The sequence below is a fragment of the Bartonella sp. AA2SXKL genome, assembly GCF_042197205.1.
GTDB lineage: Bacteria > Pseudomonadota > Alphaproteobacteria > Rhizobiales > Rhizobiaceae > Bartonella.
On the sequence record NZ_JBHIRN010000002.1, the window covers coordinates 214,114 to 240,809 of the forward strand.

The following is a 26,696-nucleotide window of genomic DNA, read 5'->3' on the forward strand; positions in this document are numbered from 1 at the left end:
GCATATGTTGGAGGAGGGTGCAAGCAAAGAGCGCAAAGAGTGCAGGGAGCACAAAGAGCTTGGTCATGAATGTGAAAGCATGGTGGGAAAATGGGGAAAGAAAGGGTGCTTGGAGCGCATGCAAGGCGGCGCGGTATGCTGGAGGGGAAAACGAGAATGGGGAGTAAGGCTAAGTGTTCAGAGGTATGGAGGCTGTGATTTTGGGTGCTTTTGTGGTGAGTGTTGGGGGGGGGGAGCCGCAATGAAAGGGCTGAGTTGCTTTTTCATTGTGGTGACAATGGTGTACGTTATGCTTTCGTTCTTGGGGGGAGAGAGCTTTGCGGGGGCTTGGGGGATTTTCTTAGCCGATATGGAAAAGGGGGAGATACGCGGCTTTGGGAAGAGAAATGTTGGAGCGGGATGAGGAGGAAATAGTGGGGATGAAGGGGGCAGGTCGTTATCCTGTGACTTGGAGTGACACGAAAGCATGCTAGAGAACAAAAATGAGGTTTAGGGGGAAGGGAAGCAGCAGTGCAGACAGGTTCCAACCTATAAAAAGGCACGTTCAAGGAGGAAAAGAGCTGGTTTTTGTGTTGGAGGAGGGTGCAAGCAAAGAGCGCAAAGAGTGCAGGGAGCGCAAAGAGCTTGGTCATGAATGTGAAAGGCATGGTGGGAAAATGTGGGAAGAAAGGGTGCTTGGAGCGCATGCAAGGCGGCGCGGTATTGTTGGAGGGGAAAACGAGAATGGGGAGTAAGGCCAAGTTGTTTAGAGATATGGTGGTGTGATTTTGGGTGCTTTTGTGGTGAGTACTGTGGGGGAGTGGCAATGATGGGCCAATTGCTTTTTCATTGCTGTGACAATGGTGTACGTTATGCTTTCGTTCTTGGGGGGAGAGAGCTTTGCGGGGGCTTGGGGGATTTTTTTTAGCCGACATGGAAAAGGATGTAGGGGCATGAGAAAAAGTCTGTGTGGAGTCAAGTGGGCTTGTTGGGGAAAAGATTGGGGGGCAGGTTGTGGAAAAAAATAGAGGGGTGGAGGAAACGGGAGAATAAGAAAAGAACGGATAGAGACATTATAATCTTTATGTTTTTCTACACTACCTTGTTATAGAAAATCAAAAATTACCACACCTTGTGAATTCACTGCGGGACTGATCTTAAAGCTCTTCAAAAGCACTGATCAATAGATACTTCTCCATATAACTTTGATAAATGATATTAGTATGATCCCGAAGATAAATGCACCAATATTTACCAAATATCCTTTTATACTGATGAAAATTAATAACCCTATACTTATTATTCCTAGTGGTATATTCCACGTAAAAAACGAAATATAGGTATTATTCCACAAATAATGAAAATTACATTCATGATACTACCAATTACATGCTCGGTATTATCTTGTCGTCTGTTCTCTTGCTTTCTACTAATTTCAGAAGCCTTGTCATTATCTTTAAAAGTTTTATGATAGAACTGATTGTAAGCAGCTCTCTTTTGAGGATCTTTAAGAACTTCATAGGCTTCACAAATTTTTCTGAATTTTTGTTCTGCTTCGGTACTAGAATTATGATCAGGGTGGTATTGCAGAGCTAATTTACGAAAAGCAGATTTTATCTGTTTAGCGTTGCATTCGTAGCTTACACCAAGAATTCCATAATAATCGTCTTCATTTACTATCATTAAATACAGCCACTTTGTGTATTGCTCTTATTTTATAAGATCGTTTAATTGATCTCTTTTGAATGTATCGACATGTGTTATTTTTATGTTAGAAATATGTGCAAAAACATGTTTAATGAAAATGGCTATAGTGATTATACTGTATCTAGATGAGAGGAGATACAGTTCAAAACGCTTAAAAATGCAGGGTGTTTTTAATATCTTAGAAATATTTTTTACAAAAATAGATTAAAAGAGAGACGATAAATCAAATGTAAAAGGGACGGCAATAATAGCCAAGGTTGTCATTATTGTAAATAAACAGGCAGGAACCTTAAATCTAAAACGCCAAAGTAAACTTATGGGAACAGACATTATCGTTGTTATTACGAATGCTACGATAAACCATTGCAGGAATAAGTTCATTATATTAATTTCATTATTAAAATGATTTTGATTAAGACGATTTTGTTTTAGTTCTTCCTCTGAAACACAATCGATAATAGAAAAGCCATAATAAACAGGAAATTTTCCACCTGGACAAGCGCTAACAGAAAATTGTTCAAGCTCTAACCATTCTCTTTCGCGTTCTTTTTCTAATAGCTTCTTTTTTATTTTCTGTCTTATATATTCTTTTGAAATACAATTGATCGGAGAAGTACTTCCAACAAAAAGACCATCTGTTGTACATCCACTCGTTGTATGATGCGTAAATAAAACAGCGCTTATTACGATAGCGAAGAAAATAAAGTGTTTAAACATAAGGTATTTATTGTCGTTTGTTTCTGATGAGCTTTTATAAGTCATTTCTGTTGAATAAATCAATATGTGTTATTTTGTGTTGGTAAAATACAACAAATTGTATGATAACGTTACTGTACTTTGGCACTCTGTATCTAAAGATGGCGATAGATAGTTCAAAGTGCTTGAAAATAAAAGATATCCTTTGAGAAGCACTTTTCATAAAGTTATGGAATGAATAGATCAAAGTTTATGGTAATTTTGTATATTCTATGATAACTTTGTATAAGATCTCAATTTCATGATCAAGTTTCTCAAGTTCTTTCTTGTTTTTAACTATACGCTCTTGATATGTCTCTATGTGTTTCATAAGGTTTGAGAGATGTGTATGCTTATGAGAGTGTTTTGCTTCATTCACATGTCGCATTGCATCTATTTCTAATTCTATAAGGGTGCACAGAGTATTAAATACATGATGTCGTTTTTTGATTATATTCTGCCATTTTTTTATTATATTGACATGTTTTTCATAGAGCGGTTGCGATAACTGCTGCTTGTTTTCCAAAAAAAATGTTTTTTCTATCCAGAGAATTTGGTAGAATTTTTCTTCCCACCAGCGACTTCCATTAACAAGGAAAATGCGGAAGAAACTCTCTCTTTCTGTAATTTCTTTTGAAGAGAACACTTCATTCGAATGAGTATATCCCTTTGAAGAATAAAAAAGATGCGTTGTTAAAAGAGCGATAATTAAGACGCTTCTCAATAAAGACTGTTTAATTAACATTGTTTTTTATACCCTCTTTGTGCCTGATTATAGTCATTGTGAGGGGGGCTTAATGGTTCTTTAGAAGTATTTTGAAAGGCATTTTATGATCCGTTTAAAGATTTTTTAAATACTGCTTCCATTTTTCAAAAGTGCTATATCTTACGGGCGGTTTTACATTTTCTTTGGGCATCATGGCAAGGTATACCTCTCTAGCCATAACGCACATTGTTGCTGTGTTTCTAAAACGAGTGAGTTCATTGCCTATTATGAGCAGCTCTGTCTGGAGAGTTTGTTCTTTTCGACTAATGCCATTAGGGGAATCCAAAAATTTTTCTGCGTACGCAAACATTGGATCATCAAAGTTTGTTTCAAACTTTGCTTTGAGGAAAATATTTTCTATATAATCCCAATTTTTCCTGTATTTCATCCCGTTAGCTTTAAAATCCTTCAGTCTTGTTGGTAAGTCGTTAAAGGTAAGTGTGGGCATCGTTTTATCACCTTGCCATAAATCAAAAAAACGTCCACAAAAAACAAGCAATATGTGATAATGTTTAAAAATATTGAATTCTGGAGGATTACTGGGCAATGTTATTAAATGCCTCCAAAATTGACTTTTGTCATGGGGTATGTCTACAGTCCATTCCATATACGCTTTTAAATATTCTACCTCTTTTTTTGCTTTTTCTAATTTCTGAGAATATGCTAAAGGAGTGTAATTTTCATGGACATATTTTTGGTAAAGCCTATCGTATTCAGCGAGATCGCTTACTTGAGTACAACCCAATAATATGAATACAGAAAAAAACGTTATAAATATTATGACGTACGTTCTGAATAGTAATTTCATCATTGTAACTTTTAATGATTATCATGAATATTTAATTGATTTCTGTTAAATAAATCAATATGTGTTATTTTTGTGTTGAAAATATACGTAAAAACGTATTTAATAAAAATGGTTATAGTGATCATAATGTGTCTAAATAAAGGTGTGGTACTGGCTAAAACCCCGCATATGTGGGGTTTTAGCTTATTGGAGGAGATATGACAGCAGAAAATATGCAGAATATATAAGGGGATCTGTAGACAAAATGGTTGTCCTAGGGTGGGGAGAGTAGGCAATATCCAAAATACTCCAAATGAAATATACTTGTTGTTGTTGTACATTCACGCACTTGTTTTAATAAAGATATCTCGCTCTAAGCTCATTTCACAGCCATTTTATGCCGGCGTTCATAAATTTCATACTGCCGCTTGTGAATAATATCGTGAGGGGTATAACGGTCAAGCCCCGTAAATTATAAACCCCAGAGGTTATAAAACCCTGTAGATTATAAACATTGCGCACCCTATCTTACTTTATGAAAAAGTAAGTTGGTACTATTGGGGGCCCGTTGCCAAAATTGCGGCATGGGCTGTAGCTCTTGAGACGATTCATAATCTCGTTTACTGGGAGGCTTCTTACGAAGAGATATGCTTTTCTTGGAAAGTTTCTCGCCATACGGATCTTTCTGTTTGTGAACTGTAAGCGAAGAGGAGTGATTGATTTCAATAGAATAGAGGGGGAGAGAATTTTTTGCTCTTCGGATTCTTATGCAAGAGGAATAACGCTATCTGTATCAATCAAAGTATTCGTATAAAAAAGATGCGTGTTGAAAGAGGGAGGCTTAGAACACGTGGAAAATCATAGTGTATAAAATTGGTAATGAGGGATCTTCTTTGAAAAGGCAGGCTCTCAATTTTCTGCCATATGGGATGTCTGGTATATGGGATTTTTGCCATATGGGAGCGTGGGGTGGCTTCTTGAAAGCTTTATTGAGGGGGATTTTATCACTGTTTGGTTTTTGCTTTTGGTAAGGGGTGGGGAGAATGGGAAAGGCGTTGAGAGGAGGTTCTGGAAATGGCTCTGTTAGATTTGTTGTAAATGACGAATAGGATCGATGAAGCTTATTCTAATTTTTACAGGGAATACTTGTGTTGCTTGAGGTGGATAGAGAGGCTAGAAAGATAAGATTATTCGTTTTGGGTCGGATAAAGGTATCAATGGGATATGTTCAAACAATGAGTTTATAATAATTCATTATTGAGATTCAATTTGAATTTCAATGAGAGCCTGAAATAGTGTGAGATGTTCTTATTTCAAACCTTCTTATTCAGACGCTCTTATATTGAATCAAGTAAAATCGTTTGTTTGCATATTACAAACAGGGTGAGCTTGTGGGGAAAAATATTCAAGAAATAAAATATTGAAAAAATAAAAATGCCTATACCGTCTCAAGTGCTAAGAGCTGTTGCAACAGTGAGGCTTGGTAAAGAGAAGGATAGGGGGACAATCTTACAGAAATGAAAGAGAGGGGAGGCAAGGAAAGGGGAGGCAAGGAAAGGGGAGGGAGGCAAGGGGTGGGGGGATATTCTTTGGGGGCGGTCAATTTCAAAAGCCGTTCGTAAGGCATTTTAGAGATTAAGCGTGGCATTGAGGCTCTTGATTTTGAAGCTACTGATTTTGAGGCTATTGAAGCGCATGGTTTAAAGGATGGAGGATTTGATGAAGCCGATGAAGGTTGGGGAAAAGATTTAGGCTTATAGGGAAGACTTATAAGGGCAAGAAGAGAGAGGCAAAAGAAGAATAAAATGGTGCTGCGAGAGAGGATTGAACTCTCGACCTCTCCCTTACCAAGGGAGTGCTCTACCACTGAGCTACCGCAGCCCTTTTCAATCTTTGCGCTGTCTTGTGCCATATTGTCAGAAAATAGGCAAGAGAACATTTGTATATTCTTGCAAGAAAACGTATCTTATGTCATGACATATGTTTCTTATATGCTTAAATATTTAAGGTTATGAGTTGCTTGGATAGAAGCTCAACACTGTTTAAAAGGTTGCGCAATGACACAAATGCATCAAAAACAAAAACAAAATGAAATTAATCATCAAGATGAAAAAGCAAAACGACGTCAAGAAAGATTGGCACAACAATTGCGTCAAAACCTGAAACGTCGAAAAGAGCAAAGCCGAAAAAGAGCACAACCAGAGCTCTAAAATGCAAAAAAATGTTTTTTAGTAAATTTTTGCAACCAAACTTCTCAATAATTTGTTCTCATAGTTAGAATGCGTTCTAAAACGATTAATAAAGCATAACTTCCCGAAGGGGGATAATCCTTTGGAAGGGCAGGCACAAAGGAAAAGAGGGAAAACACGATGGATTCTATTCAAATTGTTGGGGGAAAAAAACTTCAAGGAACAATTCCTATTTCTGGGGCAAAAAATGCTGCATTGCCTCTTATGATTGCGGCGCTGCTGACAGAAGAAACGCTCACTTTAGAAAATATTCCGCATCTGGCCGATGTTGAATTGCTTATTCGTATTCTCAATAATCATGGTGTTGGATATGCCGTTGATGGACAAGAGTTTAACGATGAATGTGTGAATTCAAGAACAATTCATTTTACGGCGCAAAAAATAGCCACAACACGGGCACCATACGAACTGGTGAAAAAAATGCGTGCAAGCTTTTGGGTTATCGGACCTCTGCTTGCACGATGCGCAGAGGCTTATGTTTCGCTTCCTGGAGGATGCGCTATTGGAACAAGACCTGTCGATTTTATCCTTGAGGGACTTAAAACTTTAGGCGCACAGATTACGATCGAAAATGGATATGTTCATGCAAAAGCGCTAAAGGGGTTAAAAGGTGCTCACTATCGTTTCCCTAAAGTCACTGTTGGTGGAACCCATGTGCTGCTGATGGCGGCGACAATGGCAAAGGGAACAACCACTCTTGAGAATGCAGCTTGTGAGCCAGAAGTGACAAACCTTATTCGAACCCTGAATGCTATGGGGGCTCAAATAACCGGTGAAGGAACAACAACGCTTACAATTGAAGGGGTTAAAAAACTCAACGGTGCTAGAGTACGCGTTATTGCTGATCGAATCGAAGCGGGAACATATGCAATGGCTGTTGCTATGACGGGAGGAGATGTCTTTCTTAAAAATGCAAATCCTAATCATCTCACAAAAGTGCTTAAGGTGCTCCAAAAAACAGGACTCGAGATTCAAATAGAACCTCAAGGAATTCATATTAAGCGAAATCCAAAGAACACCAAAATTATGCCCGTTGATATTAAAACAGGACCTTATCCTGCTTTTCCAACTGATCTCCAAGCGCAATTCATGGCGCTCATGACACGGGCTGAAGGAATCGCGCATATTACAGAGACGGTTTTCGAAAATCGTTTTATGCATGTTCAAGAACTCAATCGCTTAGGAGCACAGATAAAGCTTGATGGGCAGACGGCAACTGTCTATGGAACAGAGAATTTGCAAGGGGCTCCTGTCATGGCGACGGATTTGCGTGCTTCTGTTTCTCTTGTGATTGCAGCATTGGCAGCAAAGGGAGAAACAATCGTCAATCGTGTTTATCATCTTGATCGTGGATTTGAGAGATTAGAAGAAAAATTGGCTCGTTGTGGCGCAAAAATCCAACGTATCACAGTGTAAAGCTTTCAAAGATATGCTCCAAAGAATGGCTTTGAGAGGTTGCTTGGGGGGTGGCTGTTGTGTGGGCGGCATGCTTTCATGACACGGGGTTGAGGGAAGCGCGCATATTACAGAGACGGTTTTCGAAAATCGTTTTATGCATGTTCAAGAACTCAATCGCTTGAGGGCGCAAATAAAGCTTGATGGGCGAGAGAGCAACGCATCTCATAAAACAGAGAATTTGCAAGGGGGCCTCATCATGGCGACGGATTTGCGTGCTTGTTGTTTCTCTTGTGATTGCAGCCCTCTTACTCTTGTTACATTGGCAGCAAAGGGGGAAACAATCGTCAATCGTGTTTATCATCTTGATCGTGGATTTGAGAGATTGGAAGAAAAATTAGCTCGTTGTGGCGCAAAAATCCAACGCATCACAGTGTAAAGCTTTCAAAGATATGCTGAATGCTTTGCGCTGTGGTTGAGGGGGGGCGATTGCTTGGGGGCGTTTTAACACAATGTTTGCTTGTTGGGAGGGGCTGGGCTTGGGGCGCTGGGCTTGGCTGGTGCATTTTTAATGGTTTACTCTCTTGCTTGTGGAATTTTGGAGCCGTACATTCTTGATGATTTTCTCAATAGTTCTTTCAAATCTCCATCTTTCAAGGGTATGGCTTTTGTGGCTGCTGTTTTCTTTTCGGAATGGTTTTTCTTTCGTGTAAAGTTTTGCTTCTCTCACTCTTGAGGAGGCTCGTGATTATTGTCTAAGTTTTGTTCATGGCGCTCATGACGCGGGGTGCATGACACGGGCTGAAGGAATCGCGCATATTACAGAGACGGTTTTCGAAGATCGTTTTATGCATGTTCAAGAACTCAATCGCTTGAGGGCGCAAATAAAGCTTGATGGGCGAGAGGGCAACTATCTCATGGAACAGAGAATTTGCAAGGGGGGCTCCTGTCATGGCGACGGATTTGCGTGCTTGTTGTTTCTCTTGTGATTGCAGCCCTCTTACTCTTGTTACATTGGTAGCAAAGGGAGAAACAATCGTCAATCGTGTTTATCATCTTGATCGTGGATTTGAGAGATTAGAAGAAAAATCGGCTCGTTGTGGCGCAAAAATCCAACGTATCACAGTGTAAATCTGTAAGATGTCTCTCAAAAATGGCTTTGGGAGGGGGTGATATGTTGTTAGGTGTGCTTTTGGGAGGCTTGATCTCAAAAATAAAGGGTTATTAGTCCTCTCAATAAACGTGGGTTTTATTTCATGGTTTTGGAGTTTTTACGAGCGGGCATAAAAGTTTGAGAGGCGGGGGTGGAGCTCATAAAATAAAGACTGTTTTTAAATTTTATTGCTAATTTCCTGAAATTGCTTTATACCTTAAAGAGTAACTTTGGTCGTCTACGCAGCGATCAGTAGGGTCTGAAAGCCCTAAAGTTCAGTACATAAGATTAGCCTACTTTTGTAGGTATCCCGGGATTCCGGGAGTTTTTGCCATGTCCAGGTGCGATGAGCACTAAAAGCAAAAAAAGCTGACTGAACTCAGTACTTTCAGACTCCCGGAATACCAATGCGAGGGCGCTCGCAACCGGCAGGGGAGCTTGAAGTGAAAGCTAAAAATCCACACTTTAACGATATTTCGATAGGCAGAAAAATTCGCTTTAAAAGAACAATGATCGGGATGTCGCAAAAGAAATTAGGTAGCCAGTTAGGTGTGACTTTTCAACAAATCCAAAAATATGAAAAAGGCTCTAATCGTATAGGAGCTGGGCGTTTACAAGAAATTGCCGATATTCTTAATGTTCCCATTTCTTTTTTCTATACGGATCTCTCGACAAAAGAAAATGCCTTGTATTGCTGTGATGAAGGGATCGCAAGTAAAGAAGAGCACATCCTTTTGAAAAGTTTTAGAGAGCTCAAACCTAAAAAACAGAAAGCAATTTTGTGTTTGATTTCCTCCCGCTCTACGCACTAAAGGATGCATATTCCTGACTTAAAGGCTGCTCTGTAAACAGTCCGGATTCTGTTGGGGGGGGGTGACCTACTCCTGACCCATTCATGTGGTTCACTTTAAAAAGGGCGTTACGGGGCAAGCCATGCCCATTTATTACACACTCTAAAAACACTTAATATGGAAAGTTTTACATGCCTTATATCACGGCTCTAAACAACAATGTTTTACGGCACAACATGATAAACCGCGCTTTTTTTTCAGTGAACACTAATGCGTATTGTTATTGGTTTTTTTTCTGTTAAGAAGCATATACAGTGTCGTAAAAGAGTTAAGTAAGAAATTTAAATAGCGCGTGAAGCATCAAAGAAACTTTGGAAAAATTCTTGAAAAAATTAGTTTAAGGGAGCTTTTTATAAAAGCCCGTCTTAGAGAGGCAGATAAGTCTTTCATCTTAAGATGGTTTGCTTTACGTTTCAAAACTTGATAAAAATTCAAAAATTTCGAAAAAATAGGAAGAGAAGCTTTTTCTGGTATGCAGGGGGAAAATGGTCAATAAATTAGACAAAAAACAGATTATATTTTTAGCATTGCCACTCATCTTTTCAATCATTGTAGCTTTTTTGGTCAATATAACCATCAATAACATTACAGAAAATGGAACGACGCCTGATGCTTATTGGTTTGTAAGATCAAAGCCACTGGATATTTTAATCCTTATTGCACTTTCATGTTCTTCATTCATCTTATTACAAAAAAGGCATACCAGAAAAAATATCATTATTTCATCCATGATCATCTTTGGTTTGTTTGCAACTTATTATAGTGCAAATGAATATATCAGACTTAGTCCCTATGTAGGTCAAAATAATATGACATGGGCGGATGTTTTTCCTTTCTTTGATAGGATGGTTTTAGGGGGTGTTGTTATTGGCGTTATTATCCTTGGTTACACGATAAAACTATCATTACCTAAAGCTTCACCTTTGAAAATTTCAAAAAATACGATCTTTGGTGGTGTTCAATGGATGAGTATGAAACGCCTTGAAAAGATTTTTCCTCGTGATGGTGAAGTCGTCATAGGAGAGCGCTATAGAGTCGACAAAGATATTGTTAAAGATGTCCCTTTTAATCCTAAAGACAAAACAACATGGGGAAAAGGTGGTCGCCAGCCATTGTTGACATACAAACTCAATTTTGATTCAACCCATATGTTATTTTTTGCTGGTTCTGGTAGTTATAAAACAACCAGTAATGTTATTCCAACTTGTCTCAAATATTCCGGTCCACTGATCGTTTTTGACCCTTCAACTGAAGTCGCTCCAATGGTAAAAAAAACAAGGCAGCTGTCAAACAGAAAAGTATACGTTCTTGATCCTCATGGTTCTTCAACGGAAACTTTTAATCCTTTAGATTGGCTGTTAGATGAAAATCTACCCCTTTATGAAAGAGAAGCGGGGTTGGTTGAAGTTGCTAGACTCCTTCTTTCTGAAAACGACAAATCAACTTCGACTGATCAATTTTTTGTATTACAGGCACATAATTTGTTAACAGGACTACTTGCGCATATTGTCTTTTCTGATGAATACACATTAAAGGAAAAAAACTTAAAAACCCTTCATACGATCATGTCAATGCCAGAACCATCCGTGATTGGAAAATTGCAATCTATACGATCAAATTCTCCATCCCAATTTATTCGTGAAACCCTTGGGGTGTTTACAAATATGGCTGAACAAACTTTCTCAGATGTCTATTCTACTGCTGCAAAAGATATACAATGGCTTTCACTCTCTAACTATGCAAACCTTATCAGTGGTCATGATTTTAAAACTACCGATATAACAAAGGGAAATATTGATATTTTTCTAAATATCCCCTCAAAAATTTTAAAATCTTATCCAGGTGTTGGGCGTGTCCTTGTTGGCTCTTTTCTCAGAGCTATGGAAGCCGCTAATGGTAATTATGCAAAAAGAGCGCTCTTTATTTTAGATAATGCTGATCTTTTAGGATATATGAACATTTTAGAAGAAGCACGTGATCATGGACGCAAATATGGTATATCTCTCATGCTTTTTTACAAGTCTGTAGATCAAATAGAACACTATTTCGGTTCGTCAGGCGTTATGACATGGTTTGAAAATTGTGCTTTTGTAAGCTATGCCGCAATAAAAGATATTAAAACTGCTGAAAATATATCTAAGGCATGTGGTCAAATGACCATTGAAGTGAAAGATTCAAGCAAACCTCTAGGAGGATTCCATACAAGAGGGACAGAAAATATAAACACCCAGCATAGACCTTTAATATATCCACATGAAATAACACAAGAAATGCGAAAAGACGAACAGATTATTCTTATGCAAGGGCAACCACCTGTTCGTTGTGGACGCTCTATCTATTTTAGACGTAAGGATTTAACAGCTCTTGCTAATGAAAATAGCTTTTCTTCTTAATAAAGCACTTGTTTTTAGTTAAAATGAATAAAGTATTGTTGTATTTTTGGATGATATAATTAGAGATAAATCATTTTTATAATACATATTTTATAATATAGTGGCTTGAAAATGGGGGAGTCATAAACGATCTTTCTGCTAAGAATACAAACACCAAAAAAATTAAGACATAAAAAGAGTATCTTATCAATTATAATGCGTGGGGTGTTCAACATAACACGTAGAATATTCGTTTGGATATTTAAAACAATACGTAGAATATTGGCTGTGATATTTAAAAGGTTGCTTTACGCAATCTTCCTTATTTTATTATTCATTCGTAAACCAGTTTTTGCCTTCTTAAACTTCTTTGCTGGTGGCTTGGCTTTATTCCTATTTTTTCTTTTTTTCGGATACACGGCAGGAGCAGCACCCTATGAACACCAAACAGCAAGGGTCATTGGTGGTATCATCATGATATTTCTTTGCTTGTTTGCTAATGATGCCTATGAAAGGTTTTTACTACGTCTAGCATCTCCTGATTATGATCTTATACCTATTTCAATAAATAGAGCTCACTTCGTTCACACATAATTTAATCAAAAATGAGAGGTTATCTGCCTCTTATAAAAATACAAATAAAGACTGTTTTAAATTTTATTGTTAATCTTCTTCAATTCCTTTATACCTTAAAGGGTGACTTTGGTCGTCTACGCAACGATCAAGAGGGATTCAAAACCCCTAAAGTTCAGTACATAAGATTAGCCTACTCTTGTAGGTATCCCGGAATTCTGGGAGTTTTTGCTATGTCTAGGTGCTCTCTAGCACTAAAAGCAAAAAAGCTGACTGAACTCAGTGTTTTTGACTCCCAGAATACGCATAAGAGGCGCTCGCAACCGGCAGGGGAGCTTGACGTGCAAACTAAAAATCCACACTTTAACGATATTTCGATAGGCAGAAAAATTCGCTTTAAAAGAGCAATGCTGGGAATGTCGCAAAAGAAATTAGGTAGCCAGTTAGGTGTGACTTTTCAACAAATCCAAAAATATGAAAAAGGCTCTAATCGTATAGGAGCGGGGCGTTTACAGGAAATTGCTGATATTCTCAATGTTCCCATTTCTTTTTTCTACTCCGATCTCTCAACAAAAGAAAATGCCTTGTATTGCTGTGATGAAGGGATCGCAAGTAAAGAAGAGCACATTCTTTTGAAAAGTTTTAGAGAGCTCAAACCTAAAAAGCAGAAAGCAATTTTAAGATTAAATTTTCGTTAGAATCAAAAAAAGATTAAAGAGGCTCTTGCTAAATAATAAATTATTATATAAAGCTTTTTCTAGAGAAGGGGGTTAGCATTTCTCCTCCCCCCCCCCGCAGAAATGTCCAAATAAAACCTCCTTCTCATCGTTTTAAAAATCACGAAAAATTTTATCCTTTATCCTTTATTTTTTTTAAAAGAGTGACTTATTTGTGCTAGAAGAGTTGCTGTATTAGGTAAATTGGAGGGCGGGGTGTTTTTAGTAGGGATTTGGGAAGGGCTGGAAAAGTCGTCTTGCCAAATAGAGTTCTCAAAAGAAAATCTTGGAAAGAAACTATCAAAGAGGTGGCTTAAAAGAAGCTACCAAAAATCCGGAACTTCAGGCTTTAAATGAGGACCAATCCGTACCGCTGAGACCTTTTCTGCTAAACCGGTGCGATCTGAAATCTCAACCGCTAAACCACAAAGGGTGGCAGGACCACATGCCGGTTCAAAACGATCTTGCTTCGTCTTATAAAGAAAACGGTGTAAGGGTTCTTCTTTATCCATTCCAAGAGATGAATTATAATCTCCACACATGCCTGCATCTGTTAAATAGGCGCTCCCACCTTCTAAGATCTGCGCGTCAGCCGTGGGAATATGCGTATGGGTGCCAACGATAACACTCACACGACCATCAAGAAAATGGCCAAAACATTGCTTCTCGCTTGTCGTTTCTGCGTGAAAGTCAAAAATAATCGTATCGGCTTGCTCCATCAACGAACAGGCAAGCAGAATATTTTCCGCTGTTTCAAATGGATCTTCTACTTTACACGGCATAAAAACGTTGCCCAACAGATTGGCGACAAGAACACGGGCGCCATTTTTTGCCGTAAAAACACCAGAACCTTTTCCAGGAGTTTCTTTCGAAAAATTGGCAGGGCGTAAAAAACGATCACTCTCATGGGCATACTGCAATGCTTCTTTGTGAGAAAAAGCATGATTACCTGTGGTGACAACATCAACACCGGTCATCAAAAGATCTTGATACGTTTCTTGTGTGAGACCAAAACCACCAGAGGCATTTTCACCATTTACCACAACAAAATCAAGCTGCCATTTCTCAATCAGTTGAGGAAGGTATTCAAAAACAGCTTTACAGCCTGTGCTACCAACAATGTCACCTAAAAATAAAAAACGCATAGGCGCTTTAATCACATTTTAACATTTTAAGAAACCTTTTTCTGTAAAAATTCCTTGTACCTGTAGATCGTGTTCTGCTGCGGGAATAGAGGAAACCTCCTGACATGAAAATCCTATGCCCCATAATATCATTTGATGCCCTTGTTTTTCAAGAGCTGCAACAGCACGGTCATAGTATCCTCCTCCATAGCCAAGACGGTGACATTGACGATCAAACGCAGAAAGCGGAACAATAATATTATTGGGGGCAACAACGTCATTGTCTGCACTCGGACCAAAGGTGCCAAAACGCATGGGCTCTAAAATCGTGCTGGGCGAAAATGCACGGAAAATCATGGTGGTGGAATCAAGAACTGCTGGTAAGGCTAAATGCCCACCGCGTAACGCTACAGCATCCAGTAAAGGACGCGGGTCAATTTCCGATTTAATGGGCCAATAGCCTGCTAAAATGAGGCGTGAAAAATCGGTTCCCTTCTTTTCAAGGTATTCAATAAAGTGGCAACAAGCACGCTGCGAAAAGAGTGCACGCTCTTCTGTTAAAAGAGCATCACGACGCGATAAACCGCTTTTGCGTTGCTGTGTGCGAAGGGATGAAGCAGATTCATAGAGGGGATTATTTGTCATTGTCTCGTCAATTGTTTTATAAGATGCTGGTATTTTATCCATTGTTGGCGTTTTGTAAATCTCTGTATGGACAAGAGCTGTGCTCATGAAAAAAAAAGCATGAAAAAAAGTGTGTGCTCTTTAGGGGGTATCTTGGTGCAACAAGCCGCTTTTGCGTTGCTGTGTGCGAAGGGATGAAGCAGATTCATAGAGGGGATTATTTTGTAAGTGCTGTCTGTTTTATAAATAAAGCCTATCGTAATTTTTATTTCTTGAAAAGAGAGTATCGTCATTGGTCTTATGTAAAAGGACGCTCTCAATTTTAGCTGGAAAAATTTGATGTAAAAAATTTATATAAATAAAGGGTGATCCACAACAGCCGATGGAAAAAGCTGATCCCGGGAACCTATACAAATAGGTGGGCGCCATATGAAAAAGCCCACGGGCTTGATCAGGGACAGCTCCCTTGGAGATCATTAAGGTCTCAGGAATACGTTATTTCCTGTCGAGAAGCGCAGAACACCCTCCTTAATATAAAACAATTTCAGAGCTTCTGCTAGAGATAAAATAACTTCGCTCTCTTCTTTTTCATAAAGTATTTCAGGAGAGATTGATGATATTGTCGGTGGTTGCTCGAAATGGCTGTATGATGGATGGCTTATTCAAAGTAAAAAAGCAAAAAATATGAGTGGGGGTGGGTGATTGAGTGACGCAGAACGGTTTATTGGCAATGGCTTGATTGGCTCTTTTGCGACAGTGCTTGATTTTTATGTTTCGTGGTAATGCTTGGAGGAGTTTTGAAAGGAATATTTCTTATTCAAGGATGTTGGTTGAATTGGTGTTGCACCTTTGAAGTTTTTGCTTTGTGAAGCCATATTTCAGGGCTGTTTTATCAACTTTGAGGGGTGGAGGAGAGCTGATACGGTATGTGCTGCTATATGGTTGAAGCTCATAAATAAAAAACAGACGGTGATAGTTTATTAGAGGCGCTAAGCGATGTTTTAAGCTTTTTTCAAAAAGTATTTTTTGAGGATCGTGTTTACAATTTTTTTTATCCATGATGGAAGGTGTGAAAAGAAGAAACGGCTGAAGAGGACTTAGGCGTGAAGCCCGTATGCTTGCTATGAGAAGAAATTCTGTAAGGGGCATATTGGCAGTGTTTGGAAGATGCCTTCAATACAAAAAAGGTCCAAATTCAAAAAAAGGCACTGTCAATTGTGTGGGGGGGTGATGGTGTGGTTATAAGCAGGGGCAGTTTATTGAGTGGAATGTGAAACAGGTTTTTGCCGTCTTATCTAGGTTTGAAAGGATGCCGTAAAGTGTCTTGTTCTTGAATGGTTTTAAAGAGCTTGGGGTGATTGTTCGTCTAATAGAGCTTGCACGCGCTTTTGAATCCTGCGCATTTGTGGAGTGTAATCCAATGCTGTTTCATCAATCTTAAGAGCCAAGTTTTGGACGCTCTGTTGCTTCCATGGTAATGGCTAAGTTTCAAAAAAAGGCACTGTCAATTGTGTGGGGGGGTGATGGTGTGGTTATAAGCAGGGGCAGTTTATTGAGTGGAATGTGAAACAGGTTTTTGCCGTCTTATCTAGGTTTGAAAGGATGCCGTAAAGTGTCTTGTTCTTGAATGGTTTTAAAGAGCTTGGGGTGATTGTTCGTCTAATAGAGCTTGCACGCGCTTTTGTATCCTGCGCATTTGTGGATAGTAATCCAATGCTGTTTCATAAGCTTTAAGAGCAAGTTTTGGACGCTCCGTTGCTTCCATGACAACGCCAAGTTCAAAAAAAGCACTATAATTGCGCGGCTCAAGTTCAAGAGCATGGTTGAGATCAAGCAGGGCAAGTTTGAAATCGTTCAGTTGAATGTGAATCCAAGCGCGTCTTATCCAAGCTTCAGCATGAGTAGGTAAAAGTGCAAGAGCATTGTCAATATAATCAAGCGCAAGTCCATAATCATCGCTGTTGAGTGCATTTTCAGCCCATGACATTAAAAGATCAATCGTCTCACTCCCCGATTGGGACCATAAATGTTGAAGTTGTTGACTGATCTTTTTCGCTTTAGCAACATCAGCACAATATTTCAATTCTTTGAGTAAACGTGAAATTTCTGCTTCTTTGCGCTGCTTAACTCTGTCAACATGGGAAAGCTGCTCTTTGTCAAGATCTTCAAGAATAACCGCCGAGGAATCAGAATCGGAGGGCGTTGAGGAAGGGGGAGGAGAATTGGGAATAAGATCATCTAACGGTAAAAGCGATTGTGGAGAAGGCCGATCTTCAGGAAGAGAAGGAGGATTTTGCCCATAGCTCGAGGGAACAAAACAAAAAACGCCAACAAAAAAAAGAAAAAACGCGCGCTGAAAAATACAGAAAAAACGCAGCTGAAAAAATCGAAAGGCTTTAAAAAAAATAGAAAAATCCATAAAAACAAGCCCCCAAAAGATAAATCACCAAATATTATCAAATACTAGACTTGTAATCAACGGACTTATAACCAAAAAAACGCAATAAATTTTTTTAAGCCTACAATCAAAGTAGGCATAAAAACATTGATCCTAAAGAAATTAGTCCTAAAAGAATTAGCCCTGACGTGCTCTAAAACGTGGGTTCGTTTTATTAAGAATATAAACACGACCCTTACGACGCACCAAACGATTGTTACGGTGGCGCTCTTTTAGTGCTTTAAGCGAATTTTTAATTTTCATCATATTCACCGTTTAAATAGTTTACGTAACACAATACTATAATACAATATTAAAACACGAAAATACAATATTACAACCCCAATAGACTGCTTACTCTATGAGCATTGCATTGCGATATCGTACTTGCATGATAACATCACACGATACACTTTTTCACTGTGATCACAAAAAGAAAAGCGCACTCTTAAGGTACGCATTAACCACTTCATTAGCACAACGATAAGTGAAAATTGCAAAAAAGTAGGAGAGATTTAACAAGAAGTCTTATTCTTGTCAAGGGTATATCCCTTACAAATTCCTTAGGGTGTGTTAAGGGTTGGCCTTGAAGGTAAAAAATTTCTCGTAAAGAAGGACACAAAAAAGCACAAAGAGTGGAAAAAAGTAAAAGCTTCCTATTTGTGAGAAAATAATCCTGTTTTTTCGTAAAATATCATCGTTAAGTAAGGCTCATGTAAAATTTATAACATGAGGTGTTTTTTGTTCGTGTGTGAGGATATTCTTAAGGCTTATTCTTAAAACCTAAAAAATAAACCGCATGATGATGACAAAGATGATGAATTGATAAGGATAAATTTCTATTGTTCAGAGAAAACGTAGTAAAATAAGAGTTTTGCATAGTCTTAAGGTTTTCTCATTGCAAATCTGTGTATCTTTAAGCATAGCATTCGCTGCTTGCATATCATAAGCGGGATTGATCTATGGTAAAGATACTTGAAGATAAGGAATAAAACGGTCTTTTATGAATGCTTTCAAGTACAAGAGAGTGTTGTAACATTGGGGGCTGACAAAGCGGTGTGATGGCGTTGGTGTTTACGCTTCATAAGTTTAAAGAGGGTGGTGCACTATAAATGTTTAAGCTATTATCGAGAGCTTTATGCTCTATGACGGGGGCTGCTGTTGTGAAGTGGTGGGGCAATGTGCATTGGCAAAATGTTTCTTTAAAATAAGCGCGTGTTAAAACAAGTGCGTAAATTGGCAACACAAGTGTCTTCTGTTTGAGGCTTTTTATTTTACGTGAGGGGTGAGAGGATATTTGGTTTGGGAATGGATAAGCTTAGTGCTGTAATCATATCCTGTAATTATATCTTTGATGTGGAGATCAGGGACGGAGCGGAGCGCTCGGTACTTTTAATGAGGGATTAAATCTGTGTGGTTAGAGTGAAAGATTATGCATAAATTTCTCTTTTAAGGCAATAGTTTATGATTCTTTGCAACCCAATTATTTCTACGTGGGTGGAGTGCTGGATATTGTCGAGCAGATGGGGAATTCAAGTTATCCAATAAGGGAGCCAGTATACTGAGAATACACTTTGGCTCTTGAATGTGGATAGTTTGAATCCTTTTTAATATCCATGTTGCAGAAAAAATTTGACCTTCCCAAGGATGGTCTATGATGATGTTTATTGAAAGAGTGAAAGCTTCACATTGTCTGGCGATAGACGTAATAAAAGTATGTCATAATACCAATTTATATACATGTTACAAATGCCAAAGAGAGCTGACGTAATGATCATTGGTATCCCGATCAATAGGGGCAGTGTTTCTCTTCCTCCTGTGAGGTATATTAGACAAAGAATTCCTGTCATTAATAAAAAGCCTATCGACAGGATTTTCGTTACGAAAACAATGGGTTTACGAAAAGTTAAAAGAAAAAGGAACAACATGTGTCTAAATGGACCCCCTTTACGTTTTTGGGGAAGAACAGACTGTACCTCATTTAAAGTTTTATTATTGTTAGAAATGAAGTGTTTTTTGCCACAATAAGCGTTTTAAAGGCAATGATAGTGTTAAAATGATCCTATTAAAAAGTATAGTTTAGCTTTATCAGGATAATAAAATAAACATTTATATTTATAAATTATTAGGTGCTCTTGAAAGAAGCTTGGATTGAGAAAAATTGTGGGAACTTCATGAAGCGCTGGTCTGTTGGGGGTGACGAATGTCATTGCTGAGCAGGATTAGAGAGTTACAGACAATCTCTTATGGGTGGTTAAGAATATGCGTAAACAAAGTGCGTTTACGATAAGGGGAGTTCATAAAGAATTGTGCGAGATGCAATAAAATCAATGCGCATTATACGGTGATTATGTGCCTTATAATTCATTGTCTTAACAGGATTAAAAGGTGGAAAAATTGATGCACTAAAAAAGGGAGGGTTTTGTAAGAGAAGAAAAATTGATCTGAAAAGAAGAAACTTAAGCCTTTGGGGAGAAGTTCAGGAAACCTTTTCGAGGAATGTGTTGGGGGAATTAATGAAAGAAGAAAATCTTCTATCCGTTGAAGGAAAAAGAGAGAGGAGAAAAAGAAGAAAGTTGCTATGCTGGAGAGGGCTATTGTCTGGCCGATATTGGGCCGAATTCTCGAGAGTTGTTTTGGGAGAGTAATACGTTTTACCTCTTTGCAGCAATTTTATGGAAAACAAAACGATGCTTTTGTGAAAAAATGAACATAAGAAGAGAAGCTAGAGACAATAAAAGCGCAATCATGGGGATTGGTATCTATGGGGGTGCAATAAATTAGTCTATTTCTTAAAGGTTGGCATTAAAAGAAAAATGAAGGGGCTGCGTATGTTATAGGGGAATATTTATGCTGTGGGAGGTGGAGGGGTAGTGAAGTTGGGGGCTGGTGGATTATTTTTAGCCGGGGGATATTTTTGAGAAAAGGAAGGGGAGAAGAGCTAGGGAGTGGAGTTGAAGGGTTGGGAGCGCTTGTTGTGCTGCTTGGATATTGGTGTGGAGTGAAGCTTTGTTTTTGAGGGCGGATGAGATGTTCGTGTAGGATGAAGCGGTTTGGAGGGGGAAGAGGTGATGTTTTTAAGAGAGAAGGAGCTTGTAGGAGGGCTTCACGCCCTTTCAGGGGCGAATTAAAAGGTTAGGGGCGCTTTTGAAGCCGATGGATATCGGTGTGGGGGGAGAGGTTGTTTTTTCAGTTCATTTAGGGGAAAAGTGTGAAAAAGTATTTGTATATATGTGGGCTTAAGATTTGTTGGCTGGTCCCAGTAATTGGATGATATGCCCCATTTTTCGGTTGGGGTGAACAGTGCTTTTGCCATATAAATGGATCGAGGTGCGCTCTTGTGTGAGGAAATATTTTAACGTGCTAAAATTGTTACCAATAAGATTGGTCATTTGGCAATCGCTATGGCGATAGGGACTGCCTAAGGGAAGTCCGCAAATAGCACGGATATGCTGTTCAAATTGTGAAGTTATGCATGCCTTTTGTGTCCAATGACCAGAATTATGGACACGCGGTGCTAATTCATTCACTAAAAGATGACCATTCGTTAAGACAAAAAATTCAATGCAAAGAACACCAACATAATTGAGGGCATCCATAACTGTTAAGCTGATTTCTTGAGCTGCTTTTTGCACCTCAGGTGGAATATGTGATGGAACAAAGGATTTATGAAGAATACCATTTTTGTGTTGATTTTCAGGGCAATCATAAAAAATATGTTCCCCTTGTTTTGTACGTGCCGAAAGAACCGAAATTTCCGATAAAAAAGGAACTATTTCTTCCAAAATACAAGGCTGTTCCTGAAAAGTCCTTAAGGCTTCGTCAAGGGTTTGTTCATCTGGGTGATCAAGCTTGATCTGGTTTTTTCCGTCATAACCAAAACGACGCGTCTTTAAAAGACCACGTCCGCCTAAGGTATCAAGAGCGGAAAGAAGAGAAGAAGAATTGTCAACAGCGTGCCATAACGCGGTGCCAATCCCTTGATCACGCAAAAATTGCTTCTCAAAAAGTCGATCTTGCGTGATCTCTAATGCTTTGGAAGAAGGATAAACAGGCTTACTCTTTTCTACATATTGAACCGTTTGAAGCGAAAGATTTTCAAATTCATAGCTGACAACATCACACTGAGAAATAAAATGATCTAAAGCTGATATATCGTCATAGGAGGAAACAATATGGTTGTTTGCTGTTTGAGCGGCTGGGCAATCGGCTTCAGGGCAAAAAATAACGGTTCGAAATCCTAATTCTGCGGCCGCTATGGCGAGCATCCGCGCTAATTGTCCCCCCCCGATTAAACCAATGACGCTGCCTGGAGGTAACATGGTGAAGGGAGTGGTGTTGGACGAGGTGGTGTTGGCTAAGGTGGTGTTGGAGGGAGTGGTGTTGGAGGGGGTGGCGTTGGATGAGGGGGGGGTGGAAAACGGTGCCATTTTAAACCTCCGTTACAGGCGTTTGGGCGACATTGGCTGTTTGTTGTTGACGCCAATCTTCTAATCGTTGGGCGAGATCATGGTCATAAACGGCCATAACGGCTGCGGCTAAAAGGGCTGCATTAATTGCGCCTGCTTTGCCAATTGCTAATGTGCCGACGGGTATCCCTGCTGGCATTTGTACGATTGAAAGCAAAGAATCTTGACCAGAAAGAGAGTGAGAATGCACTGGAACGCCAAAAACAGGAAGAGGAGTAAGGGCTGCTAACATACCTGGAAGATGCGCTGCCCCCCCCGCACCGGCAATTAAAACTTTAAACCCTGCTTTTTTTGCTTCTTTGGCAAATTGATAAAGGCGTTCAGGAGTTCGGTGTGCTGAGACAATATGCGAACTATGAGAAATACCAAGATTCGTCAAAATATCTGCACTATGGCACATCGTTTGCCAATCCGATTGGCTCCCCATTAAAATCGCCACATCACATGATTTTTTCATCATTCTCTATCCTTTTCAAAGGTTCAATGCGATTCTTTATCATTATTTTTTTAAAGTTTTATATTCTTTTTGCAAAGCCAATTGATGACAGAGAAACAGTTATTTTTCAAATAAGGCGGAAAGCTAAAAATTTAAAGGGGATCTCGAGAGATGAAAAACTAAAGTATTGAAGGCATGAAGCACTTCTTGTGAGGGGGGAGGGCAATGTCACGGGGTGGCGTGGGACCCATGAGGCTGTTGAGCTTGCGGTATTGTCTTTTATTTAAGATAAGAGGGAAAAATGTATTGGGGAAAAGCCATTGATTATAAGTTTTTTTTAAAAAAATGTCTTATTTTTTATTTGCTAAAATAAACAAGATCACCATATGATATAAAATCTGTTGCAATTTGAAACATTGCTTATGAGAAAAAGAGATTTTTATGTCAAAAATGTGTTGCAAAATGAGGATATTCTTTTGAGAAAAAAAGAGATGTATATCTCTCGATTTCAAAGCCTATTTATTTTGTTGTTCAAGTGATTCTTTTGTGAGTGGGGGATATAATCTTTATAGGGGATATAATCTTTATAATTGTCGATATATCTTTAACAATGGCAGATATAAGGGGAAGCGAATAATCAACGCTTTTGTGCTTTTAACGCTTTTGTTGAGATGTGCTTCTGAGCGATTATATCGTTTTTTCACTTAAATATAATGGCAATATCAATCGCGAGTGACGAATTGTGAATAATAAATCCATGGTCTCTTTTTTGCCCAATTTTGTAATATGGTGAACGCTGAAATAAATAAGAGTTAAACAACGGATGTAAAGGAGATTTAAAAGCTATGTTTCTTCCATTTTTAATCGCTTTAGGTACTGCAGTAACGACTATGTGTGGTAAAAAAAATATAAGTTATGCTTTGTGGGCAATTTTATTCGTTGTCATTCTTCTCACTTTCAATCATCACGCAACTTCTACTTTAAATTTATCTTTTTGAGAGAATAGCCATGGAACATGTTGAACAAAAAAATCCTCACTTCGTCATCTTTATGAATACGCTAGGACTCTTTGGGTTATCTATTGTCTTGGTGGTGGCTTTTTATTATCAATTGGTAAAGTTTGAGTTACCTTGTCCCCTTTGTTTGCTGCAGCGCGTTGGATTGATGCTGGCAGGTTGTGGGTTCTTACTCAATATTCACCATAAGGTGAAAAATACCCATTATGGTATGGTTATTCTTGGTTGTATGGTAACCAGTGCTGTGGCAGCACGGCAAGTGTTTTTGCATATCACACCCGATGATTTAGGATATGGTTCAACGTTCTTTGGATTGCATTTTTATACTTGGGCTTTCATTATTTCTGTCCTTTGTATCTTTGCTGTCTCATTTGTCATGATTTTAGGCGAATTGGCACACAAGTTCAAAGAATTTTCTCCTTTTCCAGCCTTGAGTAAAACGGCAAGTTTCTTATTTGTGTTTTTGATTGCGGCAAATTTGATTTCTACCATACTGGAATGTGGTGGTGGGCAATGTGCCGATGATCCTGTAAGGTATGAATTGTTATCAAATTGGTTCCCTTCACAGTCTTGAAATTTTTTAATAATCCCTCATCATAATTTTTATTGTTAAAGAGGCGGAAATATTTAAGAATCCGCTTCTTTTTTATTTATTGGGAAGACATTTCAGCAAGATTGTTCGATAATCTGATCTTTTATACCAACGCTGGCTTTTATGAGCGCTGGCGATTGATATTTTTTTAGCGAAGACTTGTACTGTGAACCTTTTATGCTGTCTTTTGAGAGAGATGAAGGGATTGATTGGCTTGGAGGCGTTTGTAGAAGAAGCCCCGGACTTTTGAACCGCGTAGGTTAAGAAGCCTCGTTTTTTAAAGGTGTATTAACGATAAAAATTTTTTGTTCTTGATTTTTCTTAACATTGTGTTAAATTGATCTTTGTATTCATTTTGGTGCTTCTAAAGCGTTTTTATTGCTTCTAGAGGGATTAATTTAAAATTTTGAAAGTTATGTGAATAATTTTCTGTAGAGGTTTGTTTATTAGAGGCAAACCTTTTTTTTTATCTAAGTTTTAGATGTTTTCTTTCAGTGTGAAGCCTTTTTTTAGAAAAAGGTAAGCGTCTTGATGATGACTCTCTTCTTTATTAATATATTGATTTATAATAATAAATAACCATTTTTTTTACCGTGAAGCGCGTTGCTGAATATAATAAAATTTCTCATCACCAGTTCTCTCATATTAAATCAATTAAAATTACTTGGCTTATACATCATAAGTGAGTGGGCCATGTGGGTCAAAACTGTACAAGAAAGGCATGCCTTTAATGAAGTGTCTCTTGAACCGAAGGCTGTCTGCAACATTGGGAGCTGGCAGAGTTTTTGTGATGATGCCGGCTTGTTCTTCTATAAGCGTAAACTTGTTTTTCCATAAGCGTAAAGATAGGGGGGGGCTGAATGGATTTTATACACTTCATGGGAGCTTACCATTCCTTTACGGGTAGCGTTTTGCAAAATGGGTGTGATGGAGCGTTGAGAGATCTTTCTTTAAAACAAGCGCGTGAATATGCAACATAAGTATATTCCTTTTGGCACGTTTTGTATTACGAAAAAAATTGATTTATAAGAAGGAGTTATCGTTGTGGATGTTGAACGAGAAAAACGAAAAGCTTCTCTCATTTCAAACTTTCTTATAGTCAATTAATTAAATGTGCTCTTCTACGTTACAAAAAAGCACTGGGTGTAAATAAAAATTCTTTTAAAAGTCGTAAAATGCTTCTTATGCACTCTTTTGATCGCTAGAATTTGTCGAAAAATTTTATGCTGCTCAATACGATAATAGGGCGGTTTATATCTATGATTTAAGTGAAAATAGGGGGAGTTAGATGAAAAGGGAGGTGAGATTTTAATGACAGTTGTTGAAAACGTTATTGTGTAATGCATTTTTTACAGATTTTCTGCTTTCTGTAAATATGTAAAAGCGTAAAAACGGAAATGTGCAAAAAAGGAAGCTGGGACTTTATGCGTGGTGTATGATTTTATCATGGCATGGAATGTGGAGAGAAGATTGGGGTGTGGGGATGAAGAGTTTTATGAAGGGGGGGAAGCTTGGATGAAGAGGCGGGTGTGTTGACGAGAGAGGAGAGAGGGTGTGGGGAAAGTTGTTTTTGAAGTGGGATTGACCGGTGCTTTGCGTGATCTTACTTTAGGGTGGTGAAGGGGCAAGAATATTTTAAAATAGGACGTATCTGTCGCGTTTGATGCAACATTATCCTTTGTGGTGTCGTGATCTGAAATCAGCAGGGGAATTGGCTAGAGTAAGAAGCTGTATTGTTGACAAACCTATGTTTACAAAGTGGTGCGAGGGGAATTTGAAAGTTTCGTTTGGCTGCTTTCTGTAAATGTGGAGAAGCATCAAAACGTTGATCCGTAAAATAAAAACGTATATCCGTAAAATGATGCGGAGGATTTATGCTTTGTGTGCGCTTTTGCTTAATCAGAAATCAGCCACAAGATTGCTTTTTGTTTTTTCGGCTGGAGCTCTCTAAAATTTTTCAAAAGTGAATGTTCTTTTTCGCTGTATGTTTCTTGATCATAGTGTGAGGTATTTTCTTCTACTGAGACATCTTCTTTTGTCACAATGTCTGCATAAAAAAAGCTTATGGGAACATCCAGTTTTTGGGTGATTTTGAGTAAACACCCTGCGCTTACACGATTGAAGCCTTTTTCATATTTTTGGATTTGTTGGAAACTGACACCTAAATAGCTTCCTAATTCTTTTTGGGAAAGCCCCATGGCAATTCTTCTTTGACGAATTCTTTTGCCTATCAGAATGTCGATAAAATTTGGATTTTTGGTTTGCACTTCAAGCCCCCCTCCGGTTGCGAGCGCCCTCGCATTGGTATTCCGGGAGGTTGGATTCACTGAACTTAAACAGTCTCTTGTTTTTAGTGCTTAAAGCACTTGGACATAACAAAAGCCCCCGGAATTTCCGGGATAGCCATAATTGTTTATGTGTTAAGTTTTAAGGAATCCAACTCCTTATTGACCGCTGCGTAGACGACCAAAAAACACAGGCTAATTCATAAAGTAATTTCAGGAAATTGGCAAGAAAAATCAATATCCCATAAAATGGCGTGATTTGGAAGGGTGTGGAGTGCTGGTTTGAGTTTTACTTAAGGAGGTATAGAATGGAATAATGGTAATTGTTGTGCTTTTGCTTAATCAGAAATCAACCACAAGATTGCTTTTTGTTTTTTCGGCTGGAGCTCTCTAAAATTTTTCAAAAGTGAATGTTCTTTTTCGCTGTATG

At 38.5% G+C, this 26,696-nt stretch carries 22 protein-coding genes, 1 tRNA gene, 1 other RNA gene and 4 pseudogenes; 13 read left to right on the top strand and 15 right to left on the bottom strand.

From position 1 onward, the window contains the following. Positions 1-4: 4 nt before the first annotated feature. Positions 5-403: a hypothetical protein gene (locus tag ACFINS_RS02300; RefSeq protein WP_375705846.1), complete on the top strand. Its 399-nt coding sequence runs from the start codon at positions 5-7 to the stop codon at positions 401-403. A gap of 79 nt (positions 404-482) precedes the next feature. Beyond that, complete coding sequence (locus ACFINS_RS02305) at positions 483-734, top strand: hypothetical protein (protein WP_375705847.1); 252 nt, start codon at positions 483-485, stop codon at positions 732-734. Between the two features lie 688 nt (positions 735-1,422). On the opposite strand, the pseudogene ACFINS_RS02310 reads toward ACFINS_RS02305, so the two are convergent. The 6 genes and pseudogenes from ACFINS_RS02310 to ACFINS_RS02335 all read right to left on the bottom strand — a co-directional run. Beyond that, a pseudogene (locus tag ACFINS_RS02310) lies at positions 1,423-1,662 on the bottom strand (DnaJ domain-containing protein); the annotation flags it as partial. 228 nt (positions 1,663-1,890) lie between these two features. Then, the gene (locus tag ACFINS_RS02315) at positions 1,891-2,403 is read right to left on the bottom strand and encodes a hypothetical protein (RefSeq protein WP_375705848.1); all 513 of its coding nucleotides are present in this window, start codon (positions 2,401-2,403) and stop codon (positions 1,891-1,893) included. Positions 2,404-2,632: 229 nt separating this feature from the next. Then, complete coding sequence (locus tag ACFINS_RS02320; protein ID WP_375651120.1) at positions 2,633-3,166, bottom strand: hypothetical protein; 534 nt, start codon at positions 3,164-3,166, stop codon at positions 2,633-2,635. A gap of 94 nt (positions 3,167-3,260) precedes the next feature. After that, complete coding sequence (locus tag ACFINS_RS02325) at positions 3,261-3,998, bottom strand: hypothetical protein (RefSeq protein ID WP_375611651.1); 738 nt, start codon at positions 3,996-3,998, stop codon at positions 3,261-3,263. Positions 3,999-5,412: 1,414 nt separating this feature from the next. Beyond that, entirely contained in the window at positions 5,413-5,622 is a 210-nt protein-coding gene (locus ACFINS_RS02330) for a hypothetical protein (protein WP_375705849.1), read from the bottom strand. 158 nt (positions 5,623-5,780) lie between these two features. Then, a tRNA-Thr gene (locus ACFINS_RS02335) sits at positions 5,781-5,855 on the bottom strand. A gap of 176 nt (positions 5,856-6,031) precedes the next feature. On the opposite strand from ACFINS_RS02335, the gene ACFINS_RS02340 reads away from it, so the two are divergent. The 8 genes and pseudogenes from ACFINS_RS02340 to ACFINS_RS02375 all read left to right on the top strand — a co-directional run bounded on the left by ACFINS_RS02340 (position 6,032) and on the right by ACFINS_RS02375 (position 13,265). Continuing rightward, positions 6,032-6,184, top strand: coding sequence for a hypothetical protein (locus tag ACFINS_RS02340; RefSeq protein WP_375607050.1), 153 nt, complete (start codon positions 6,032-6,034; stop codon positions 6,182-6,184). Between the two features lie 159 nt (positions 6,185-6,343). Next, positions 6,344-7,639 (top strand): UDP-N-acetylglucosamine 1-carboxyvinyltransferase, encoded by a 1,296-nt coding sequence (murA, locus tag ACFINS_RS02345; protein ID WP_375611654.1) that lies wholly within the window; start codon positions 6,344-6,346, stop codon positions 7,637-7,639. Positions 7,640-7,730: 91 nt separating this feature from the next. Then, positions 7,731-8,057, top strand: a pseudogene (locus tag ACFINS_RS02350) (UDP-N-acetylglucosamine 1-carboxyvinyltransferase); the annotation flags it as partial. Positions 8,058-8,409: 352 nt separating this feature from the next. Beyond that, positions 8,410-8,749: pseudogene (locus tag ACFINS_RS02355) on the top strand (UDP-N-acetylglucosamine 1-carboxyvinyltransferase); the annotation flags it as partial. 429 nt (positions 8,750-9,178) lie between these two features. After that, complete coding sequence (locus tag ACFINS_RS02360) at positions 9,179-9,583, top strand: helix-turn-helix domain-containing protein (RefSeq protein ID WP_375705850.1); 405 nt, start codon at positions 9,179-9,181, stop codon at positions 9,581-9,583. A 524-nt stretch (positions 9,584-10,107) separates the two neighbouring features. Next, on the top strand, positions 10,108-12,015 hold the full coding sequence (gene traG / locus ACFINS_RS02365; protein WP_375705851.1) for a Ti-type conjugative transfer system protein TraG: 1,908 nt from the start codon (positions 10,108-10,110) through the stop codon (positions 12,013-12,015). Between the two features lie 261 nt (positions 12,016-12,276). Continuing rightward, on the top strand, positions 12,277-12,588 hold the full coding sequence (locus ACFINS_RS02370; protein WP_375705852.1) for a hypothetical protein: 312 nt from the start codon (positions 12,277-12,279) through the stop codon (positions 12,586-12,588). 212 nt (positions 12,589-12,800) lie between these two features. Continuing rightward, on the top strand, positions 12,801-13,265 hold the full coding sequence (locus ACFINS_RS02375) for a helix-turn-helix domain-containing protein (RefSeq protein WP_375705853.1): 465 nt from the start codon (positions 12,801-12,803) through the stop codon (positions 13,263-13,265). A 341-nt stretch (positions 13,266-13,606) separates the two neighbouring features. Here ACFINS_RS02375 and ACFINS_RS02380 read toward each other — a convergent pair whose 3' ends face one another. The 5 genes from ACFINS_RS02380 to ykgO form a co-directional block, all read right to left on the bottom strand. Continuing rightward, positions 13,607-14,428: a TIGR00282 family metallophosphoesterase gene (locus ACFINS_RS02380; RefSeq protein ID WP_375611657.1), complete on the bottom strand. Its 822-nt coding sequence runs from the start codon at positions 14,426-14,428 to the stop codon at positions 13,607-13,609. Between the two features lie 18 nt (positions 14,429-14,446). After that, positions 14,447-15,052 carry a 5-formyltetrahydrofolate cyclo-ligase gene (locus ACFINS_RS02385; RefSeq protein WP_375705878.1) on the bottom strand — a complete coding sequence of 202 codons (606 nt, stop codon included), beginning with the start codon at positions 15,050-15,052 and terminating at the stop codon, positions 14,447-14,449. Positions 15,053-15,394: 342 nt separating this feature from the next. Further along, positions 15,395-15,555, bottom strand: a non-coding RNA gene (gene ssrS / locus ACFINS_RS02390) — 6S RNA. 1,109 nt (positions 15,556-16,664) lie between these two features. Further along, positions 16,665-17,450, bottom strand: a complete 786-nt coding sequence (locus tag ACFINS_RS02395) for a tetratricopeptide repeat protein (protein WP_375640865.1) — start codon at positions 17,448-17,450, stop codon at positions 16,665-16,667. Between the two features lie 156 nt (positions 17,451-17,606). Beyond that, complete coding sequence (ykgO, locus tag ACFINS_RS02400) at positions 17,607-17,732, bottom strand: type B 50S ribosomal protein L36 (protein ID WP_004863016.1); 126 nt, start codon at positions 17,730-17,732, stop codon at positions 17,607-17,609. Positions 17,733-20,009: 2,277 nt separating this feature from the next. Here ykgO and ACFINS_RS02405 point away from each other — a divergent pair. Next, positions 20,010-20,252 carry a hypothetical protein gene (locus ACFINS_RS02405; protein WP_375705854.1) on the top strand — a complete coding sequence of 81 codons (243 nt, stop codon included), beginning with the start codon at positions 20,010-20,012 and terminating at the stop codon, positions 20,250-20,252. A 455-nt stretch (positions 20,253-20,707) separates the two neighbouring features. Here ACFINS_RS02405 and ACFINS_RS02410 read toward each other — a convergent pair whose 3' ends face one another. Then, positions 20,708-21,898 carry a 5-(carboxyamino)imidazole ribonucleotide synthase gene (locus ACFINS_RS02410; protein WP_375705855.1) on the bottom strand — a complete coding sequence of 397 codons (1,191 nt, stop codon included), beginning with the start codon at positions 21,896-21,898 and terminating at the stop codon, positions 20,708-20,710. Between the two features lies 1 nt (position 21,899). Continuing rightward, positions 21,900-22,397, bottom strand: a complete 498-nt coding sequence (gene purE, locus ACFINS_RS02415) for a 5-(carboxyamino)imidazole ribonucleotide mutase (RefSeq protein ID WP_375705856.1) — start codon at positions 22,395-22,397, stop codon at positions 21,900-21,902. An 821-nt stretch (positions 22,398-23,218) separates the two neighbouring features. Between purE and ACFINS_RS02420 the strand changes: the two genes are divergently transcribed. Beyond that, on the top strand, positions 23,219-23,371 hold the full coding sequence (locus ACFINS_RS02420; protein WP_273790835.1) for a DUF5993 family protein: 153 nt from the start codon (positions 23,219-23,221) through the stop codon (positions 23,369-23,371). 10 nt (positions 23,372-23,381) lie between these two features. After that, positions 23,382-23,963, top strand: coding sequence for a disulfide bond formation protein B (locus tag ACFINS_RS02425; protein WP_375610657.1), 582 nt, complete (start codon positions 23,382-23,384; stop codon positions 23,961-23,963). Positions 23,964-25,876: 1,913 nt separating this feature from the next. Here ACFINS_RS02425 and ACFINS_RS02430 read toward each other — a convergent pair. Together ACFINS_RS02430 and ACFINS_RS02435 are read right to left on the bottom strand one after the other, a co-directional pair. Then, a complete protein-coding gene (locus tag ACFINS_RS02430; RefSeq protein WP_375671966.1) occupies positions 25,877-26,248 on the bottom strand; it encodes a helix-turn-helix domain-containing protein in 372 nt (123 codons plus the stop codon). A gap of 356 nt (positions 26,249-26,604) precedes the next feature. After that, positions 26,605-26,696 (bottom strand): annotated as a pseudogene (locus ACFINS_RS02435) (transcriptional regulator); the annotation flags it as partial.